General features: G+C 68.7%; 12 protein-coding genes. 8 read left to right on the top strand and 4 right to left on the bottom strand.

What is annotated here, in order from left to right; translation table 11 throughout:
- The first annotated feature begins 24 nt into the window (after window positions 1–24).
- The 3 genes from ACTJLD_RS05270 to ACTJLD_RS05280 all read left to right on the top strand — a co-directional run bounded on the left by ACTJLD_RS05270 (window position 25) and on the right by ACTJLD_RS05280 (window position 4,136).
- The gene (locus ACTJLD_RS05270; RefSeq protein WP_440658210.1) at window positions 25–2,421 is read left to right on the top strand and encodes a DNA polymerase II; all 2,397 of its coding nucleotides are present in this window, start codon (window positions 25–27) and stop codon (window positions 2,419–2,421) included.
- A 155-nt stretch (window positions 2,422–2,576) separates the two neighbouring features.
- Window positions 2,577–2,900, top strand: coding sequence for a DUF4148 domain-containing protein (locus ACTJLD_RS05275; RefSeq protein WP_027790041.1), 324 nt, complete (start codon window positions 2,577–2,579; stop codon window positions 2,898–2,900).
- Between the two features lie 108 nt (window positions 2,901–3,008).
- A complete protein-coding gene (locus ACTJLD_RS05280) occupies window positions 3,009–4,136 on the top strand; it encodes a J domain-containing protein (protein ID WP_440658212.1) in 1,128 nt (375 codons plus the stop codon).
- Window positions 4,137–4,204: 68 nt separating this feature from the next.
- On the opposite strand, the gene ACTJLD_RS05285 is transcribed toward ACTJLD_RS05280, so the two are convergent.
- Window positions 4,205–5,581: a pectin acetylesterase-family hydrolase gene (locus tag ACTJLD_RS05285; protein ID WP_027790043.1), complete on the bottom strand. Its 1,377-nt coding sequence runs from the start codon at window positions 5,579–5,581 to the stop codon at window positions 4,205–4,207.
- 66 nt (window positions 5,582–5,647) lie between these two features.
- The gene (plcR, locus tag ACTJLD_RS05290) at window positions 5,648–6,367 is read right to left on the bottom strand and encodes a phospholipase C accessory protein PlcR (protein ID WP_440658213.1); all 720 of its coding nucleotides are present in this window, start codon (window positions 6,365–6,367) and stop codon (window positions 5,648–5,650) included.
- A 430-nt stretch (window positions 6,368–6,797) separates the two neighbouring features.
- On the opposite strand from plcR, the gene ACTJLD_RS05295 reads away from it, so the two are divergent.
- The 5 genes from ACTJLD_RS05295 (at window position 6,798) to ACTJLD_RS05315 (ending at window position 13,140) form a co-directional block, all read left to right on the top strand.
- Window positions 6,798–8,024 (top strand): amino acid deaminase/aldolase, encoded by a 1,227-nt coding sequence (locus ACTJLD_RS05295; RefSeq protein ID WP_440658215.1) that lies wholly within the window; start codon window positions 6,798–6,800, stop codon window positions 8,022–8,024.
- A 65-nt stretch (window positions 8,025–8,089) separates the two neighbouring features.
- Complete coding sequence (locus ACTJLD_RS05300; RefSeq protein ID WP_247039937.1) at window positions 8,090–9,502, top strand: D-arabinono-1,4-lactone oxidase; 1,413 nt, start codon at window positions 8,090–8,092, stop codon at window positions 9,500–9,502.
- The gene (locus ACTJLD_RS05305) at window positions 9,499–10,683 is read left to right on the top strand and encodes an MFS transporter (protein ID WP_440658216.1); all 1,185 of its coding nucleotides are present in this window, start codon (window positions 9,499–9,501) and stop codon (window positions 10,681–10,683) included. The genes ACTJLD_RS05300 and ACTJLD_RS05305 overlap by 4 nt, the downstream gene beginning before the upstream one ends.
- Window positions 10,684–10,820: 137 nt before the next feature.
- The gene (locus tag ACTJLD_RS05310) at window positions 10,821–12,017 is read left to right on the top strand and encodes a porin (RefSeq protein ID WP_021158030.1); all 1,197 of its coding nucleotides are present in this window, start codon (window positions 10,821–10,823) and stop codon (window positions 12,015–12,017) included.
- Window positions 12,018–12,117: 100 nt separating this feature from the next.
- On the top strand, window positions 12,118–13,140 hold the full coding sequence (locus tag ACTJLD_RS05315) for an AraC family transcriptional regulator (protein WP_027790048.1): 1,023 nt from the start codon (window positions 12,118–12,120) through the stop codon (window positions 13,138–13,140).
- A gap of 82 nt (window positions 13,141–13,222) precedes the next feature.
- Here ACTJLD_RS05315 and ACTJLD_RS05320 read toward each other — a convergent pair whose 3' ends face one another.
- Window positions 13,223–18,712, bottom strand: coding sequence for an AAA domain-containing protein (locus tag ACTJLD_RS05320; RefSeq protein WP_440658217.1), 5,490 nt, complete (start codon window positions 18,710–18,712; stop codon window positions 13,223–13,225).
- Window positions 18,709–19,905 (bottom strand): M48 family metalloprotease, encoded by a 1,197-nt coding sequence (locus tag ACTJLD_RS05325; protein ID WP_060172404.1) that lies wholly within the window; start codon window positions 19,903–19,905, stop codon window positions 18,709–18,711. Before ACTJLD_RS05325 ends, ACTJLD_RS05320 begins: the two co-directional genes overlap by 4 nt.
- Between the last annotated feature and the right edge of the window lie 4 nt (window positions 19,906–19,909).

The raw sequence follows: 19,909 nt of genomic DNA on the forward strand, positions 1-19,909 counted from the left end.
GGGCATTCACGACGAGCAAGCGTTTTGACGGCGTTCGAGCAGGGTTTCATCCTCACCCGCCACTGGCGGGACACCGCATCCGGCATCGAGATCGAGTTCTGGCTGGCAACCGAACACGGTCCGCGCCGCGTGCGCCTGCGCCCGCAGGAAGCCGTCGCGTTCATCCCCGCCGAACAGCAGGCGCTCGCCGAACGCGCGCTGGCGGGCGAGCACGACGCCGAGTTGCGCCCGCTCGCGCTGCGCGATTTCCGGCAGCGCCCCGTCGTCGGCCTCTATTGCAAGCGCTATCGCCATCTGTCCGGGCTGCAAAAGCGCCTCGCCGCAGCGGGCGTCGACGTCTACGAAGCCGACGTGCAACCGCCCGACCGCTACGCGATGGAACGCTTCATCACGGCATGCGTGCAGTTTCGCGGCCGGGCCGGCCGCGACGGCACGCTGACCGGCACCGAGCTGAAATCCGCGACCGGCTATCGTCCGGCCCTGCGCTGCGTGTCGCTCGACATCGAAACCAGCGTCCACGGCGAACTGTATTCGATCGCGCTCGAAGGCTGCGGGCAGCGGCAGGTCTACATGCTCGGCCCGCCGAACGGCGATGCAAGCAGCGAAGCAGGCAGCGACGCGGGCACGCGGGACTTCGCCCTCGACTATTGCGACAGCCGCGCCGCGATACTCACGCGGCTCAACGACTGGTTCGAGACATACGATCCCGATGCCGTGATCGGCTGGAACCTCGTGCAGTTCGACCTGCGCATCCTGCATGCGCATTCGGAGCAGTACGGCGTGCCGCTGAAGCTCGGGCGCGGCGGCAGCGTGCTCGACTGGCGCGCGCACGGCCAGCAGCCCGACCACTTCTTCGCGGGCGCGGCCGGCCGGCTGATCCTCGACGGCATCGACATGCTGAAATCCGCGACGTGGACGTTCCCGTCGTTCAGCCTCGAATACGTGTCGCAGGCACTGCTCGGCGAAGGCAAGTCGATCGACAATCCGTACCAGCGGATGGACGAGATCCAGCGCCGCTTCGATCACGACAAGCCGGCGCTCGCGCGCTACAACCTGAAGGACTGCGAGCTCGTCACGCGCATCTTCGACAAGGCGGACCTGCTGTCCTTCGCGCTCGAACGCGCGAGCGTGACGGGCCTCGCGGCCGATCGCACCGGCGGGTCGGTCGCGGCCTTCACGCACCTGTACCTGCCCCGCATGCACCGGCTCGGCTACGTCGCGCCGAACCTCGGCGACGTGACGGGGCAAAACAGCCCCGGCGGCTTCGTGATGGATTCGCGCCCCGGGCTGTACGACTCGGTGCTCGTGTTCGACTACAAGAGCCTCTATCCGTCGATCATCCGCACGTTCCTGATCGATCCGGTCGGGCTGATCGAAGGGCTCGCGAATCCCGGCGACGACGCATCGGTGCCCGGCTTTCTCGGCGCGCGCTTCTCGCGTACCGCACACTGCCTGCCCGATATCGTGCGCCGCGTGTGGGAAGGCCGCGACGATGCGAAGCGGCAGCGCAACGCGCCGCTGTCGCAGGCGCTGAAGATCATCATGAATTCGTTCTACGGCGTGCTCGGCTCGACGGGCTGCCGCTTCTTCGACCCGCGCCTCGCGTCGTCGATCACGATGCGCGGGCACGAGATCATGCACCGCACGCGCGAGCTGATCGAAGCGCAGGGCTACGAAGTGATCTATGGCGATACCGATTCGACGTTCGTGTGGCTCGGCCGTGCGCACGACGACGATGAAGCCGGCGCCAAGGGCCGCGCGCTCGTCGAACACGTGAACCGCTGGTGGCACGCGCACCTGCGCGACCACTTCGGGCTCGAGAGCGCGCTGGAGCTGCAGTACGAGCGGCACTACCGCCGCTTCCTGATGCCGACCGTGCGCGGTGCGGAAGAAGGCAGCAAGAAGCGTTACGCGGGCCTCGCCGCGGCGGCCGACGGCGGCGAGGATCTCGTGTTCAAGGGGCTCGAAACGGTGCGCACCGACTGGACGCCGCTCGCGCAGCAGTTCCAGCGCGAGCTGTATCGACGCGTGTTCAGCCGCGAGCCCTACCAGGATTTCATTCGCGACTACGTGCAGCGCACGCTGGCCGGCGAATTCGACGACCAGCTCGTCTACCGCAAGCGCGTGCGCCGGCCGCTGCGCGAATACGAGCGCAACGTGCCGCCGCACGTGCGCGCGGCGCGGATCGCCGACGAGTTCAACCACGCGCAGGGCCGGCCGTTGCAATATCAGCGCGGCGGCTGGATCAGCTACGTGATGACGACGGCCGGCCCCGAGCCGCTCGAGACGATGCGCTCGCCGATCGACTACGCGTTCTACCTGAGCCGCCAGTTGCAGCCCGTGGCCGACGCGATCCTGCCGTTCCTGCGCGACGATTTCGAACGCGTGATCTCCGGGCAGGGGCAGTTGTTCGGCGATTGACGACGTGGCGGCACCGCGGCATGGCACGCCTGTCGCCCACTGTGGCGCATTCCGGAAACACAGTTCACCCGGAATCGGCATTTATCCGGCCGGCACGGATTCCTAAACTTGCTTCGTCGGTTCGCTGAACCGCCACGCAACCGTCTGAGGAAATCATGAAATCGATCATCGCCACCGTCGTCGTCGCCACCGCTGCCGCGACTGCCCTGCTCGCCGCGCCGGCCGTGTCGTACGCGCAGTCGTCGCACTCGACGCTCACGCGTGCGCAGGTACGCCAGGAACTGTTCGACCTCGAAGCCGTCGGCTACGACCCGGTCGCCAGCAACGGGGACAACTATCCGGGCGACATCGTCGCCGCGCAGGAGCGCCTGACCGCCAAGCGTCTCGCGGCACGCAACAACGCCGCTGCCGCCTATGGGCCGGGCGGCACGCCGGGCACGGATGCGGGCGCACCGGCGGTCGCGGCGCCGCGGCCGTAACGCGCAGCCGGAAGCGCCGGCGAAGCAGGCCGTTGCGCGCCGCCGGCCGCACATCCGGCTAGAATACCGGCCTGCTGCGCGTCCTGCCGCGGCCGGAGGACATTCATCATGACCGCACGACGCGGTGCCGCGGTCGTCATTGCGCCCGGCCACGAGACAGCCAGCCTGTCGAAAGCCCATAAGACGTTCAATACGCTCGTCCAGCAGATCGAAACACGGCGCGAACGCCTCGGCGCATGGGACGCCGTGACGCCGGCCTTCCACAAGAAATTCGTCGACGGGCTGCTGCCGCTCGAGCAGGCGGCGACGGCGTTGCGGATCAGCCTGCTCAACCGGCTCGACGACGCGTTCCTGCAAAAGGGCTTGAGCAAGGCCGAGCAGCGCACGCTGTCCGACGTGATCGCGAACATGGCGCGCGACCTGCTCGACGTCAGCGACGACGCGCAGTTGAAGATCATCTACAACCGGCACCGCGCATCCGGCGACGACGACCGTACGGCAGCCGATCGCGCACGGCCGAAGCAGGCACCGGAGCCTGCGCCCGCCCCCGCGCCGGAAAACGATCTCGACACGCTGTCGCCCGACGAACTCGCCGAGCGCATGCAAGCCGAGCTGGACGAACAGTTCAGGCGCGACATGGCCGAGCACGAGGCCCGCGAGGCGCAGCGCGCGAAGCGCAAGAAAGCGCCCCGGCAATCGGCGGCGCAAGCGAGGCGCGAAGCCGAGCAGGCCGAATCGAGCAAGTCGATCCGCGACGTTTATCGCAAGCTCGCGAGCGTGCTGCATCCCGATCGCGAAACCGATCCGAAGGAACAGGAACGCAAGACCGTGCTGATGCAGCGGGTCAACCACGCGTATGCGAAAGGCAACCTGCTGCAGCTGCTGGAACTGCAGCTGGAGATCGAGCAGATCGACCGTCGCGCGATCGACGGCCTCGGCGAAGACCGGCTGATGCGCTACAACGGCATCCTGGAGGAACAGGTGCGCGAGCTGGACCAGGAGATCCGGCACGTCGAAACCCACTTCCGCCGAACCTACGGCATCGCATCGTCCGTCAAGATCGCGCCCGATACGGTCATGCGGATACTGACGCGCGACATTGCCGGCATGCAGCGCAGCAACCAGGATCTGGCCATCGCGGTGCGCGAATTCGACGACCCGGACAACGTCAGGGAATGGCTGAAGGAGATGAAGCGCCGGCCGGCATCGTCCCGCTTCGACGACGATTCGTACTGAACGCGCACGCCCGGCGCAACGTCGGCGCAGTGCAGCGCACCGCGCCGCGCCGCGCCTCCGTCACCCGTTCACGCCCGGTGCCCCGAGATCGGCCCCGCTTCGCCGGTCAGGTTGAACACGCTGTCGATCCACGCGAGAAACGTCGAGAACGTGAAATCCGACCACTGCTGCGTGCGGAACGCCTTCATCACCGGCGTCTCGGCCGGGTCCTGCTGGTTCAGCAGGTTGTCGACGAACGTGCCGATATCCGCGTCGGTGCCGTTCTCGTGGATCCCCGACCCGGTGAAGCTGACCGCCGTCACCTGATGGTTGGCGATGAAGTCGTTGCGCGCCCACGGCATGAAATAGCCGAAGTTCGGCAGCGGGTTCAGCGTCTGCTTCAGCCCGTCCAGCTCCTTCCCGAACATCGCGAGCGACAGCGCATCCTTCGTCGCGTCGTCCGGCGCCGCGATCACGGCCGGCACGAACGCGCGATAGTGATACGCGGCGATGATCTTGTCGCGCTGGTAGCTGGAAAAACCGAAGCGATCATGCGGAAAGGTCGCCGACAGCGCCGCGTACGCGCTCCCCATGTTGCCGGGGTCGAACCGGCTGGTCAGGCGGCTGTTCACGGTGATCATCCCGTCGGGGCCCGTCATCCCCCACTCGGTGCGCACGCGGTCGTACAGGCCGACCGACGGATGCGTGGCCGCGTCCGCATCGAACGGCGTGTTGAACACCGTGCCGGCGTCGTCGAGCAGCGAACTGTGCGCCTGCGGCTGCAGCGTGTTGCGCAGCGTCGCGTAGTTCGCGAGCGTGCCGTAGCCGCCCGCGCTCATCCCGTACACGAGCAGCCGGTTCGGCTTGCCGAAGCCGTGCGACGTCAGCCACTGCGCGACGGCCTGGATGTTCTTCAGCCCGCTGTAGTGCTGCAGGCGCCAGTCGCCGGACGGCGACGTGTAGTTGCGCACCGCGCTGCCCATGTGGATATCTCCGGTGCAATAGGGCACGAAAACCTGTGTCCATTGCTGCGTTTCGACCTTCGGCTCGCCGACGAGAATGTGCGCGAGATCCATGCGCGTCAGCAGCGGCGACAGGAACGACGACAGCAGGCTCTCGTTCGCGGTGCCGTTCATGTAGTTGTGCGGGATGCCGTCCGGATTGAAGCCGCCGAGGCCGGCCTCGGCACCGGTCGACGTCTGCGTGCAGGTGCCGTAGTCCCAGCACGCGCCGCCCGGCTCCATCATGTACAGCAGGTTGTCCGACTGCGCGCGATTGATGTAGAAGCGCATCGGCGTGCCGTTGCCGCACGATGCACCGGTGCTCTCCGGCAACGTCACTTCGTACCACGAATAATAAGGAACCGACGGATCCGGCATCGTCGTATCGGCCGCGTGACCGTTCAGTGCCGCGCAACCGAGCAGCGCGGCAACGGCCGCGCGCAGCAGGCATCGTGCTGTGGACATCTCCCCTCCTTGTCGATGGACATGACGCGGCCGCCGGGCGCCGCCCCGGCCGCGCGGATTCGGCGCTCAGTGCACGCCGCACGGTGAAGCGCCGTCGAACAGCTGGACGCGCAGCGCCTGCAGGCGTTGCGCGATGACGGCTTGCTGCTGGTCGGGATCGGGAATGCTCGCCTGAACCTGCCGGACGACGTCGCGGCTCTGCTGTTCGTACGAGAGATAGCTCGGGTCCTGCGCCGGCGACGGGCCGACCGTCCGCTGCGCATAGGTGTCCCATTGCGCGCGCATCGACCGGATCGCCGCACTGCGCGTCGCGGGGTCGGCCTCGGTGTCGGTCAGCAGCGCCGCGCTCAGCGCTTCGGCCTGCACGGGCACGATCTCGTTGCGCGCGACGTGGTCGGGAAGTTCGTCGAGAATCCGGCGCGCGAGCGCGTCGCGCTCGGTTGGCGGCAGGCTGTTGCGGCGATCGCCGTAAGCGGCGACCTCGTCGCGGAAGCGCGCGAATGCGACGATGCGCTTCACTTCCGCGTCCGCATCGGGGCGCCCGGCAAGGCTGCGGCGCAGCGCGTCGACATCGAGCCGCCGCTCCTCGGGGCCCGGTGTCGCGGCGCCGGTGCCGGTGCCGAACGTATCGGCCGCGCCGGACCGTGTGCCCGCCGTCGCGACCGGCGTGCCGGACGACGCGGCTTGCGCCGGTGTCGCCGCTTCGTATCGCCAGATCGCGACGACGGCCACGCCGATCGCCGCGATCGCGCCCGTGCGTCGCCAGAGTGCCCTGTTCTTCTTCACGTCGCCTCCTCGTCACGTCATGCCGTTCTTCGCCGGTGCATCCGCGAGTAGGTTCTAGGTCGAATCCGGCATGCAGTCAAAAGCGGCACTAGAACGCGGGCACTAAACCTGCGCGCGTCGGCGATGGCCGGCAAGACGTTTGAAACGCATTTCGTTGTCGCATCGGCACGCGCGTGATGTCGAGCGTCGTGCCCGTCCGGCGGTGGTTCGCGCCGGCACACGCGATGTGCGCCGCGACACCAAGCAAGCAACGATCCACCTTCACGGGGCGCGACGCTCACGCTTGCGCGTGGCCGATACGGATGGCCGGATAAGACCCGTCGAACGACCCGCTGAGCGCTTGGTCGTCATTTTGGCCGGCCCTATGCTGGTTTCCGACACGCGCCGAACGGTCGGCGCGGCACACACCCCACCCAGCCGAGCCCGTTCCATGAGCCGTGCAGACCTTCCGCATCGCGCACCCGCCGCCGTCCACGACTATCCGACCTACCGCGACGCGCTCGCGGGCCGCCGCCTTCCCGCCGCATTCGTCGATCTCGACTGCCTCGACGCGAACCTCGCCGACCTGAAGCACCGCGCGCGCGGCCTGCCGATCCGGCTCGCGACGAAATCGGTACGCTCGCGCGAACTGATCGGCGCGGTGCTCGCCGCCGGCCCGTTCATGCAGGGGCTGCTGTGCTATTCGGCCGCGGAAGCCGCGTGGCTTGCGGACGGCGGGTTCGACGACATCGTCGTCGCCTATCCGACCGTCGAGACCGACGACCTTCGCGCGGTGGCCGCGCAGTTCGGGCGGGGCCGCTCGATCACGCTGATGGTCGACGATGCCGCCCAGGTCGACGCGATCGACCGCCTCGCACGCGCGGAAGGCGTGACGATCCCGCTCGCGATCGATCTCGACATGTCGTCCGCGTATCCGGGCCTGTATTTCGGCATGTACCGCTCGCCGGTGCGCGACGTGGCCGCTGCACTCGCCCTCGCGAACCGCATCGGCGAGCGGCAGCACGTGCGGCTCGACGGGCTGATGGGTTACGAAGGACAGATCGCCGGCGTGGCCGACACGGAGCCGGGCAGCGGCGCGCGCAACGCGCTGGTGCGCCACCTGAAGCGCCGCTCGGCGCGCGAGATCAACGCGCGCCGCCACGCGGCCGTGCAGGCGCTCGCGGCGGCGGGCCACACGTTGCGCTTCGTGAACGGCGGCGGCACCGGCAGCTTCGAAAGCACGCTGGGCGACGCATCGGTCACCGAGCTCGCCGCCGGCTCCGGCCTCTACGCGCCGGCGCTGTTCGATCACTATGCGGCGTTTCATGCGCAACCCGCCGCCGGCTTCGCGCTGCCGGTCGTGCGGATTCCGCAGCCGGGCATCGTGACCTGCTCGGGCGGCGGCTATATCGCGTCGGGCCCGGCCGGCAAGAGCCGGCTGCCCCGCCCGTGGCTGCCGGCCGGCTGCACGCTGATCGACAACGAAGGCGCGGGCGAGGTGCAGACGCCCGTGCGCGTGCCGCGCGGCGTCGCACCGGCGATCGGCGATCCGATCCTGTTCCGTCACGCGAAGGCTGGCGAACTGTGCGAACGCTTCAACACGCTGCTGCTGATCCGCGGCGGCCGCGTGGTCGGCGAGGCGCCCACCTATCGCGGCGAAGGCAAGAGCTTTTTCTAGCGGGCCGCGCGGCCCGTCGCTCAGACCGTTCAACTCATTCGATCGACAACCACGGAGACAATGCCATGTGGCGTAACTGGTCGGGATATGTCTGCAGTCCTGATGCAACCGTGTCGACGCCCGCGTCGCACGCCGCGCTCGCGGCGGTGCTGCGCGACGCGGCGGCAGCCGGCGCCACCGTGCGCGCGGCCGGCGCCGGGCACTCGTTCTCGCCGCTCGTGCAGACCGACGACGTGATCCTGTCGCTCGACGCGATGCAGGGCGTGATCGACGTCGACCGCGACCGGCGCGTCGCGCGCGTACATGCCGGCACGCGGCTGTGGGCGCTGGGCCCGGCGCTCGCCGCGCACGGCCTCGCGATGGAGAACCTCGGCGACATCAACGTGCAGTCGATCGCCGGCGCGACCAGCACCGGCACGCACGGCACCGGCATCACGCTCGGCAACCTGGCGACGCAGATCGACAGCCTGACCTTCATGTGCGCGGACGGCAGCGAGATTCGCGCGAGCGCCGACACGCATCCCGAACTGTTCGCCGGCGGCCGGATCGGGCTCGGCGCGCTCGGCGTGCTGACCGAGATCGGCCTGCGCCTCGTGCCCGCGTTCAAGCTGCGCCTCGAGCGCGGCGGCATGCGGCTCGACGATTGCCTCGCTCAGGCGGACACGCTGATCGCCAAGCATCGCTCGTTCGAGTTCTACTGGTTCCCGCACACGGACACCGTGCTGACCAAGGCGTGGGACATGACCGACGAGCCGGCCGACGCAGTGCACTGGGCGAGCCGCGCGTCCGAGTCGTTCCTCGAGAACACGGTGTTCGGCGCGCTGTGCGGGCTCGGCCGGCGCGTGCCGGCGCTGTGCCCGGCGCTGAGCCGGCTGTGCGCATCGACCGTGTCGGCCGGCCGGCACGTGGATGCGAGCTACGCGATGCTGTCGACGGTGCGCCGCGTGCGCTTCAACGAAATGGAGTGGTCGGTGCCGGCCGACCGCGGCGCCGACGCGCTGCGCGAAATCCGCGCATTCATCGCGCGCCGCAGCTTCCCGCTGATGTTCCCGCTCGAATACCGCTGGGTGCGCGGCGACGACATCTGGCTGAGCCCCGACTACGGGCGCGACAGCGTACGCATCTCGGCGCACCAGTATCGCGGGATGCCGTTCGACGCGTATTTCTCGGGCGTGCAGGCCATCTGCCGCAATCACGGCGGGCGGCCGCACTGGGGCAAGGTGCACGCGATGAAGGCCGCCGAGCTGGCGGCGTGCTACCCGCACTGGGACGATTTCCTCGCGCTGCGTGAGCGGATGGACCCGCACGGCCGCTTCCTGACGCCGTACCTGCGTACGCTGTTCGGCCTGCCGCAAAGCGCAGGCGCAAACGCAAGCGCCACCGCTCGCGCCACGCCGGCCCACCGGGGGACACACCCGATGCACGAAACGGCCGGCGCCGCGCAAGATCGGCCGCGATCCAGCCAGGAGGCCTCATGAGCACAGCCACGCTGCACGCGGCCGCGCCGTCGCGTCCCGATCCGTCGACCGGCGCCGTCGTCCGCCTTGCGCTCGCGTTCGCGGCCGCCACCAACGGCCTGATCCTGTCGCCGTTCCTCGTCGCGGCGGTGATGACGCGCTTCCGGCTCGACGAAGGCACCGCGACCGCGCTCGTCAGCGCCGAGATCCTCGGCATCGCGATCAGTTGCGCGCTGCTGTCGCACCGGATCGCGCGCGCCGCGCGGCCGTTCACGCTGGCCGGCCTGATCGGCACGATCGCCGGCCAGGCCCTCGGCGCGGTCGCGCCCGGCATCGTGTCGGCGGCGCTCGCACGCGGGATGACGGGGCTGTTCGAGGGGATGCTGTTCGTCGTCGTCGCGTCCGGCGTGTCGCAACGCGCATCGACCGACCGCCTGTGGGGGCAAATCAACCTGCTCGCGGGCGTCGTCAACGGCGGCATCCTCGTGCTGATCTCCGCGCTGCCGGCCGCGTGGCTCGGGCGCTGGGTGTTCGCGCTGCTGGCCGCCGTCGTCGCCGTGCTGGCGCCCGCGATCCGCGGCATCGACGCGTTCGCGAGCGCGCCCGCGCAGGCCCGCTTGCGCGCCGGCACGCTGCCGTGGCGGCCGGTGATCGCGATCTGGGTCGTGACGGCGCTCGTCTATGGCGTGCAGGCATCGCAATGGGCGATCGCCGGTTTCGTCGGCGAGCGTGCCGGGCTGTCGCCCACGACGATCGGCGTGCTGCTGTCGGTGTCGTCCCTGCTCGGCTTCGTCGGCGCGGCGATTCCGTCGCATCCGGCCAGCCACCGGCACCGCCTCGCGCTGATCTGGGCCGCGCAGCTCGCGATGATCGCGTCGATCGAATGGTTCTTCGGCGCGCGCGGCGGCAGCGCGTACTTCCTGAGCCAGTTCGTGCTGAACAGTGCGTTCTTCGTGATCGTGCCGTTCCTCTCCGGCATGCTGTCCGACGTCGACCCGGACGGCTCGCTGGTCGCGCGCACGCTCGTCATCACGTTCTTCGCGGCCGGCATCGGCACCGCGCTGTCGGGCGCGCTGCTCGGCCGCTTCGGCGGCACGCGCGTCGCCCACGTGCTGTGCGTGGCCGTGCTGGCCGCCGCCCCGTTCGTGCGGCTGGCGCTGCGCCGCGCGGCACCCGCTGCCGTGGCCGGCGCGGCGCCCTGACCGCAGTGCGCCATGCCGTGGCCGCGACGCACCACGAGAATGGCCGCCGCGGCCTTGGCTCGCGCAAATTTGGCTTTCTACAGTCGTTCCCGACGGCACGAGCCGTCCGTCCCCAGTTCGATGCGGAGTCCAGAAGAATGAATCGTCACGATAGCGTTCGCGCCGCGTGCTGCGCGATGATGGTCCTGGCCGGTACCGGTGCGCACGCGCAAGGCAACGTGACGCTGTACGGCGTGATCGATGCGGGCATCCGCTACGAAACGCACGGCGTGTCCTACGGCGCCGACGGCACACCGGTGTCGACGGGCCGCAAGATCTCGATGGCCGACGGGGGCGGCCTGACGGAAAGCTACTGGGGGCTCAAGGGCAATGAAGATCTGGGCGGCGGGTTGTCCGCGCAGTTCAACGTCGAAAGCCACTTCGGCCCCAACAGCGGCGCCATCGTGCCGGCCGGCTCGCCGAATTTCTTCCAGGTCGCGTACGTGGGGCTGACGTCCACTACGCTTGGCCAGCTCTCGCTCGGGCGCCAGTACAACGTGCCGTTCGAGATGGCGTCGCTGACCTTCGGCTCGAACCTGTGGGCCGGCCCGCAGGACCCGTACTTCAACCTGTTCAAGCCGGAGCAGACGATGCTCGCGGGCGCGCGCACCAGCAACATGATCCAGTACGGCGCGCAGCTCGGCAGCTTCTACCTGCTCGCGCAATACGCGCCGGGCGGCCACGCGGGCGGCGGCGTGCGCGGCGGCCAGCTCGGCGCGGCCGCCGCGTATGCGCCGGACAAGGGGCCGTTCACGGTCGGCGCATCGTTCATGCGCAGCTGGGACGACGTCACGCACGGGAAATTCGACATCTACACGGGCGGCGGCTCGGTGACGATCGGCAACGCGACCGTCAACGCCGGCTACATCGAGAACGCACGCGACAATGACTTCACGTCGTTCGAGAACGGCCCGTTCAGCCCGACCGATCTGGCGGGGCTCGGGATCATCTCGCCCGCGCAGGTCGTCGACCCGACCGTGCCCGGCGGGTTCCGCCGCCGCAAGATGGCGCTCGCGGGGCTGACCTACCGCTTCACGTCGGCGTTCACGGCGGCCGTCAACGCGTGGTGGACGCAGCAGTCCGGCTATACGGCTGATTTCGACGGCCGTGCGCGCCAGTTCCAGGTGATCGCCGGCTACAGCCTGTCGAAGCGCAGCATGCTCTATGCGGAAGTCGACTACGCGATCTACCGCGGCGGGCTGGTCGGCGCGCAATTGGTCGGCGTGAACGGGCAGGCGCCGAGCACCGGCACCACGCAGCTCGGTGCGACGGTCGGCCTGCGTCACTACTTCTGAAGCGGGGCCGCGCGGGATGTGGGCGATCGCGGCCGGGGCGGCGCCGGGTCTCCGGCCGGGCGGGACGAGTACAATCCATGGAAAAAAATACGGAGCATCCATGGACGATACCGACCGTTATACGACGGCGAATCTGCCGGTCCATCTGTTGCGGTGCCTCGCGGAGACAAGCAAGGAACTGGGCATCGACCCCACGCGGCTGTGCCTCGGGCTCGGCTTCGACGTCGCCGACCTGTCGAATCCGTCGTGCCGGATTTCATTGCGCCAGGCGAGCACGATGATCCGCCGCGCGCTCGAGATGGCGCCGGGGCGGGCGCTCGGCCTCGAACTCGGCACGAGCGAGACGATCGCGTCGATCGGGCTGGTCGGCTATGCGATGCTGACGAGCCCGACGCTGAAGGACGCGATCGTGACCGGTATCGGGCTGCAGCGCCACACGGGGCCGCTGATGCGCTTCGACGTGATGTCGGATGCGCGCACGCTGTCGGTTCGCGCCACCAACGTCTTCCTCGAGCCCGACATCGAGGCGTTCCTCGTCGAGGAGGCGTTCGGCAGCTTCATGAAGATCGGGCGCTCGCTCGTCGGCCCCGCGTTCCAGCCGAAGGTCGTCGATCTCAGCTACCCGCCGCCGGCCTATGCGGAGCAATACGCCCGCGTGTTCCCGTGCCCGGTGCGGTTCGAACAGGAGCAGAACCTGTTTTCGTGCGACGCCGCGCTCGGCAACCGCCCGATCGCGACCCACGATCCGCTCGCGCATCGCCAGGTGCTCGAATTCCTGCAGGACGCGCTGCCGCCCGAACCCGAAGGCACCGAATTTCTCGAATCGATCGAACGGATCATGCGGCGCGACCTGCGGCATGCGCCGTCGCTCGCCGAGATCGCCGCGCAGCTGTGCATGAGCGAGCGCACCCTGCGACGGCGGCTCGCCGACCAGGGCGTGTCGTACCAGACGGTGATCGACACGATCCGCCGCAAGCGCGCGTTCACGCTGCTGAGCAATCCGCGGCTGTCGATCGAGGATGTTGCACACGAAGTCGGGTTCAGCGACGCGCACAACTTCCGCCGTGCGTTCAAGCGGTGGACGGGGCACGGGCCGAGAGAGGGGCAGCGGGCGGCGATGTAGCGGCGCGGCCTGCCGCGGGGCCGCGCCGCCTCATTCGGCCGGGTCAGACGGCCACTCGTGCCCTGCGAGCGTGCGCCGGCTGTCACCCGGCCGGGTCTTCGACATAACCCTTGCGCAGTTTCTCCGCCACCAGCTTGTCCATTTCGCGGCGCGCGCGTTCGACGCTTTCGAATTGCTTCAGGTTGACTTGCCCGTTCGTGCCGATACGACCGTACGTCACGCTCAACTCGGTACCGCGCAGGCTGGCGCGCCAGAACTTGCTGGACGCGCCCTGCATGTATCGCAGCGACCGCACCCGCTCCGTCGGCGCACTGGCCGCTGCCACCGCTTCCTCGTCGACCGCGGCGGCCTCCCGGGCCGGGGTCCGGACGGGAAGCACCGGGAGCTCGATTTCCTGGTCCAGCGCGCGATCTTCCCCGTCCGCGAGCATCGCCTCGATGCGTGCAAGCACCCCCGCCGAGTCATCCAGCCAGTCCTTTCCGGGAATGTCGAGCACACGCCAGCCGAATGCGCGCAGAATGCCGGTCCGGAACACGTAGCGCTCCGCGGTATCGGCCACGATGCTGGACGGGTTGTCGAGCAGGATCGCCAGCGAATAGCCCTGCTTCGTCGCATCGACGATCGCCAGGTCGCAGCGGAATTGCGATCGACCGACGTCGACGTCGACCCGATGGCCGCGTGCGCGCAGCGCGTCGGCCAGTGCGTCGCGAATGGCGTCGGGCGAGGTCCGCCGCGTGAAGGCATCGCGCGCGCCCTGATTCAACGCACCGAGCACCGCCTGCGCACGATCGAACTGGCCCGTGGCACTGGCCTGGGCAAACTGCAGGAACGCTCGCAACGCGGCCGCGCCATCGTTGTGCACGTTGGTGATCGCGTCGGCTTGGATCGTCGACACCACGGCCATCCGATGCCTCGCGCGGCTAAAGATGACATTGAGGCGCTTCTCTCCCCCGCGCTGGTTGATCGGCCCGAAATTCATCAGCATCCTGCCGTCGGGACCCGGTGCGTAACAGATGCTGAGGATGATCACGTCGCGCTCGTCACCCTGGACGTTTTCCAGGTTCTTGACGAACAGGCCATTGAACTGGTCGTCGTCTTCGCGCACGTACTCGCGCTCGAGTCGCGCGGCAAAGTCGGCGTCCTCGGCAGCCAGCGCCTCCAGCGCCGCTTCGATCGCGCTCTGCTGCGCCTCGGAGAACGCGACGATACCCAGGCTCAGGCCGCCCTCCCGGCGCAGGAGCTCGCGCACGACCCGCGCGATATAGCGCGCTTCGGGCACGTTTCCGCGCTCGACGTATACGCCGTCGTCGAGCCGGTGAAAACTGATCGGCCGCGCCAGCAGCGCATCGGCACCGACGACGCCTGCATCGTCCTGATCCGATCGCAACGACTGCACGCCGTCCTCGTTTTGCTCGAGCACGCGATCGGGAATCGTGACGAGGCGGCCATCGTAGAACGCCGCATTGGAAAAGCTGATCAACGCTTCGTGTCGGCTGCGGTAGTGCCATGCGAGCAGCGTCGCGGGCAAATTGCGCGCCGCCTGATTCAGCAGGCTGTCGGAGTCGAGACTGATTGCGATGCGCTCGCCCTCTTCCTCGATCACGATCTCGTCCTCGCCTTCCGCGCCCGCCGCCGTGAAGAAACTCGTGGGCGGCAGCTGCATTTCGTCGCCCACGACCACGACCTGCCGGGCGCGGCTGAGCGCCGGTACGGATTCCTCGGTGGGAATCTGGCTGGCCTCGTCGAAGATCACCACGTCGAACAGGTCGGGCGACAGCGGCAGCGTATCCGACACGGAGAGCGGGCTCATCAGCCAGATCGGCTTCAGGTCGTTGACGACCATGCCCGTTTCGTCGTCGGCGAGATCGCGAATCGAGCGGTGCCGCATGCTCTTGCCGAATTCGTGTTCGAGCTCGCGCCGGCCGGTCGCGTAGCGCTTCTTGAAGGTCTTGCCGTCCGCATCGAGCTGCGTGGCCGACAACGAAGACTGTCGTACGTGCTCGGCGAACTGCCGGTGCAACGTCGAGCTCACCACCTGCGCGTTCACGGCCAGCAGTTCGCGCTGAATCCGGGCGGCGGCGCGCGCGGCCTGGGCAAGCGCCGCACCGCCAAACCGTGCGAGCACCGGGTTCTCGCGCTCGAGCCGGCGCAACGCCTCGTCGGCAATCAGCGCCTCCAGCTCGGCAGGCGCATGATCGGCAGACTGAAGCGTGGCCGCATACGCGGGATCGGCCGCGTGCACCGCGCGCAACAGCGGCAACAGGTCGGGCAAGTCGTCCAGGCCTTCCCGCAGATCGCGCAGCGATTCGGCGATATCGCCCAGCGACGCGTCGTCGCTCATCACGAGGTTCTCGCGGATGCGCCCCGCCAGCTTGTCAAGCGCCTCGCGGGCGCCGGCCTCGACACGTGCGGCAGCAAGCGGATCGACGGCCCGGCGCAGATGAGCGATCCGTTCGCGCAAATCATCGTCCGATGCCAGACGTGCTTCCAGCTCGGCCAACGCGCGCAGGAAGGCGCCCATTTCGCTCACGCCGTAGCGCTTGCGGCATTCGACATCGGCCGAGTCGAGCGCAGCGGCAGCCGCCTGCTCCGCGGCCAGCTGCTCCAGGACCTTGACGTAACCAGGATGCACCGCATGCTGCCCGAAGTCGTAGCGACGCCGGAGTTCGCCGCGCAGCCGCCACCATGCCGGCTGCAGCCATCGCAGCGCCGACGTCTCGAACCGGCGCGCGAGCGCCAGGGCGGACGCCGTATCGCCCGGCGACAGCTTGTCTCGCCAGTGCACGGTCGCGGCCTGCGCGGCCGTCAGCGCGTCGGCATGTGCAGCCAGTGCGTCGCGGTCGTCGCGCAGCGCCGCCTGAGCGGACGATGCCGGGTCGAGCACGTCGAGGTGCGCGGCGAGGCCGGTGTCGACCAGCCACTGGCAGTCGGTCGCGATCGTGCGGGCGCGCGCCAGTGCGGTTTCGTGTCCGATCGACGCCGCCGTGTTGTCGAGCACCGGATCGAGCGCGTCGAACAGCGCGTCGGCGTCCCGGCACAGCTGCTCGGCCCGTCCGAATGCGCGTTCGTCGGCCAGCAGCCCTGCCGACAGCCGTGCGAACGGTTGCGAAGCGAGACTGTCCGCGCCGAACCGTTCGCGCATCGCGCGATGCACGCGCTGGGTCAGCTCGCCATGCCGATCCCAGACAGCGAGCGCCGGCAATCGCTCGCGCAACGCGAAACCCGCTTCCGGTGCGACCGGCAGCGCGACCAGACGGCGCAACAGTGTGCGTACGCTCGCACCCAGCGCGTCGGGCGCCGCGGCCATCGCCGCTTCGAACGCGTCGATGCGCTGCTGGTGCAGGTCGAGCGCATCGATCAGTGCCGCCCGCCGTGCGTGCAACGATTCGCTGTCGTGCGATTGCGCGATCCAGCGCTCGTAACAGGTCTTCAGATCGGCAATGAACGCCCTCTTGTCGGTCTGAGAATCGTGGATCAGGCAACACAGTGCGTCCAGCCCGCTCTGCTTGAGCCGATGGAACACCACGTCCAGCGCCGCGCGCTTCTCGCACACGAACAGCACGCGCTTGCCGCGCCCCGCGTAATCCGCGATGAGGTTGGTGATGGTCTGTGACTTGCCCGTGCCGGGCGGCCCTTGAATGATGAAGCTGCGCTGGCTGCGAGCCAGACTCACCGACGCATTCTGGGTCGCATCGGACGCCACCACGTTCCACTGTTCTCCCGCCGGCAGCGGAGCAGGGGCGATCGTTTCCACCTCGCGCGGCTCGATCGAGAACACCCTGTCGAACGCAGGGTTCGCGCCGGTTTCGTCCAGCAGTTGCGCGTAATCGCGCACCAGCGACATCTTCCGGTAGTTGAAGTTGGCCAGCGTGACCTGCGTCAGGTCGAGATCCCACGCATAGCGATGGCCCTCCGCCTCCTGCAGCACGTAACCTTGCCGCTCGTCGACGCGCTCGGCCGCCGTGTCCGCCATCTGCGGACGACGCAGGCTGGCACCCGGTGCGGCACCCGCCTCGAAGCGCTGCGGCAGCTCGCTCGGCCGCACCCATTCCTCGAACAGCGCGCGGCCGAGCGGGCGATAGTCATCCTGGCTGTAGCTGAACGACGGCAGCCGGCTGCCGCGCGACTCGCCCGCGCGCGCCGCGGGCTTGCGGCGCCGGTACTGCTGCATGCGCTGCAGCGCCTTCTGACGCACCAGCCGAACGGACGCCTTGTCGACGAGCCGTAGCTCGACCGCCGGTTCGGAGCGCCGGATCTGCGCGAGGATATCCGCGTGAATCTCGGCCAGCGTGATCTTGCCCAGATCGACCGTCTCGGGCAGCCGGATGTCGTAGAGCTGACTCAGGTGGTGCCGCAACACCGGATTGAATTCGGCGTCGCCGCCCGTGCACTGGATCACGTACTGATCGCGCACGCCCTTGCGCTTGACGAGTTCGACCGGCAACCAGAGCAGCGGCGACACGATGCGGTCGTCGGGTGTCTCTTTCAGATTGTGCCAACGCAGGAACGCGACCACGAGACGCAGGTTGCTGAAGCCGAACTCCGCACGTTCGCGGCGCGTATCGGCAATCAGCCGGTCCAGCGACGCCGGCAAGTAGGGCTGGTCGTCGAAGCGCAGCCATTGCTGCAGCGGCACGGCCTTGCCGGCCACCAGGTCGGCCGCGAACGGTCCGCCCCACGTGCAGATGTGTTCCGGACGCACGCTTTCGATCTGCAGCATCAACGGCACGCTGGCCACGGTCAGGTTGACGGTCGCGGCGGTCGGGCGGAAATGCAGCAGCCGGTTGCGACGCGACAAATCGAACAGGCGGTCGCGCAGATGCGTCAGCACGGCGCCGCGACGCGATGCCGCGCCGGTCGTCCCCGCCAGCGCGCGCTCGACGTCGAGGCCGAGCGGTTGCTCGCGCCACGTGCGCAAGCGCATCGCGAGCGCCGCCACGTCGGTCGCGCGGTCGTGGCGATTCACTTCGGTCATCTCGACGATCACCGCAGCGACGATCGGATGCAGCCGTTCGTGAAGCACGAACAGATTGCGCCGATGCGCGACGAACCCGTTCAGGTCGCTCCCGGTCTCGAAGTTCAACCCGCATGCGAGGCTGGCGAGCACCATGCCCAGCAGGAAAACGTCTGTGATCTCGTCATGATGGCCGAGCGATCGCTCCCAGCTCGCATACCCGGGCAAATAGACGGGGCGCTCGATGGGGGCTGCCGCATCCGTCTGCAGCGCGAGGTCGGTCTGATCGTGGCGGCCATCCGGTGTGTGTTCCAGCCGCAGCGCGCCGACGATGTTCAGGCCCGAAGCAGGGTGCGGCTGCACGCGATGCACGGCGCCGATGTCCATCTGCGGCGTTTCGCCCTCGGGGTGTCGCAGCGCCAGCCCGCCCTCTTCGCCGATCACGATGCTGTCGGCGTCGAGCCGGGCCACCTTGCCCCGAGCATGCAGCGCGGCCACCTGTCCGAACAGCGGCAGCACCAGCACGAGTACGTCGTCGGTCGGCAGTGCCGCGCCGGCCTGCGCGGCGATCAGTGTGCGCAGCGTGCGCGGCGCACCGTCGTCGATCGTGTCGTTCATGCGTCCTTCTCCCCGGTCAGTTGCCGCTTGTAGCGTTCGAGATCGCGCTTGCCGAGGCCCGCGTCGCGCCGAAGGTTGAGTTGCAGTGCGTCGAGGCTGCCGAGCGACCGGGCGACCTGCCCGGCGCGCAGCAACGCCACGTCGCGCTGATCGGGGTCCGCCAGTGCAAGATCCATCATCAGCGCGTTGAGATAGCCGCGCACACTGTCGTCGACGCCTGCCGCCGCGAATGCGTCGGGGCCGACGACGGGCTCGTCGTCACACCAGTCCGGAAACAGCATGCGCACCTGGGCCAGCACGGCGTCGCTCGCCAGCGACGCGCCGTCGAGATAGTGCGCAATGAACCCGCGCGTCAGCGCCTGCAGACGCGCCTGGCCGGGCAGGTCGAGACGCTCGAGCGAAAGCGGGCCGTGCAGGCGCGCGTCGATCCAGTCGTCGAGACCGGCCTCGCCGTCCCACCACAGAGCAAGCGCACGTGCGCGGATGAAGGTCTCGGGATGGCTCAATGCGGCACTGGCGCCGGACTCGTTCGATTCGATTTCAGCGGCCTGACGCAGATACGCGGCGGCATCGACCGTGCTGATACCCGTCTGCACCTTCACGAGCGTCGATACGGCGGGCGCCACCGCGCCGGCCGCGATGGCGCCGCCCCGATCCGCGAAGAGTTCGGTATGCAGCGCGTAACGCCGAAAAGTCTCGCGATGACTGTCGGCTCCGGCCGGGTTGGCCACCGCGTCGTTGAGAATCCGGTCCGCCGTCAGGAAGCGGCCGTCGGCGCGCGACCACAGCAGATGGTGCGCGAGTTCGTGCCCGAGGATCGCCAGCAGTTCCTGCGAAGACAATCGCTCCAGTACGGATCCTTGCAACAGGATGTGGATCTCGCCCGGCACGAAAACGAGCGACGCATTCATCTGGTTGCCCGGCGACTGGTAGAGCGTGGCCGGTATATCGACGATACCGAGTCGCTCCATGGCCAGTGCCAATGCGGCATGGACATCGCCGTGCGCGTCGGCGTCGATCCGGTAGGTTTCGCGCAACAGCGACGCGCGCAGCGATTCGAGCTGTTCGGTGTACGTTTCGCGCTCGCCGGTCCAGCGCCAGACGTCCGGCTCATGCCGGCACAAATAATCCGCTACGGCTTCGTGGTAGACGAGGGGCGCCAGCGCGCCGCGGTTCGGGGCGTGAGAGTCCATGCGA

It is taken from the genome of Burkholderia sp. 22088 (assembly GCF_052045915.1).
Taxonomy (GTDB): Bacteria; Pseudomonadota; Gammaproteobacteria; order Burkholderiales; family Burkholderiaceae; genus Burkholderia; species Burkholderia cepacia.

What these genes read in the sequence shown, in the direction of transcription:
- ACTJLD_RS05275 (WP_027790041.1), top strand. Translation starts at nt 2,577, where the DNA reads ATGAAATCGATCATCGCCACCGTCGTCGTCGCCACCGCTGCCGCGACT.
- ACTJLD_RS05280 (WP_440658212.1), top strand. Translation starts at nt 3,009, where the DNA reads ATGACCGCACGACGCGGTGCCGCGGTCGTCATTGCGCCCGGCCACGAG.
- ACTJLD_RS05285 (WP_027790043.1), bottom strand. Translation starts at nt 5,581, where the DNA reads ATGTCCACAGCACGATGCCTGCTGCGCGCGGCCGTTGCCGCGCTGCTC.
- ACTJLD_RS05295 (WP_440658215.1), top strand. Translation starts at nt 6,798, where the DNA reads ATGAGCCGTGCAGACCTTCCGCATCGCGCACCCGCCGCCGTCCACGAC.
- ACTJLD_RS05300 (WP_247039937.1), top strand. Translation starts at nt 8,090, where the DNA reads ATGTGGCGTAACTGGTCGGGATATGTCTGCAGTCCTGATGCAACCGTG.
- ACTJLD_RS05305 (WP_440658216.1), top strand. Translation starts at nt 9,499, where the DNA reads ATGAGCACAGCCACGCTGCACGCGGCCGCGCCGTCGCGTCCCGATCCG.
- ACTJLD_RS05310 (WP_021158030.1), top strand. Translation starts at nt 10,821, where the DNA reads ATGAATCGTCACGATAGCGTTCGCGCCGCGTGCTGCGCGATGATGGTC.
- ACTJLD_RS05315 (WP_027790048.1), top strand. Translation starts at nt 12,118, where the DNA reads ATGGACGATACCGACCGTTATACGACGGCGAATCTGCCGGTCCATCTG.
- ACTJLD_RS05320 (WP_440658217.1), bottom strand. Translation starts at nt 18,712, where the DNA reads ATGAACGACACGATCGACGACGGTGCGCCGCGCACGCTGCGCACACTG.
- ACTJLD_RS05325 (WP_060172404.1), bottom strand. Translation starts at nt 19,905, where the DNA reads ATGGACTCTCACGCCCCGAACCGCGGCGCGCTGGCGCCCCTCGTCTAC.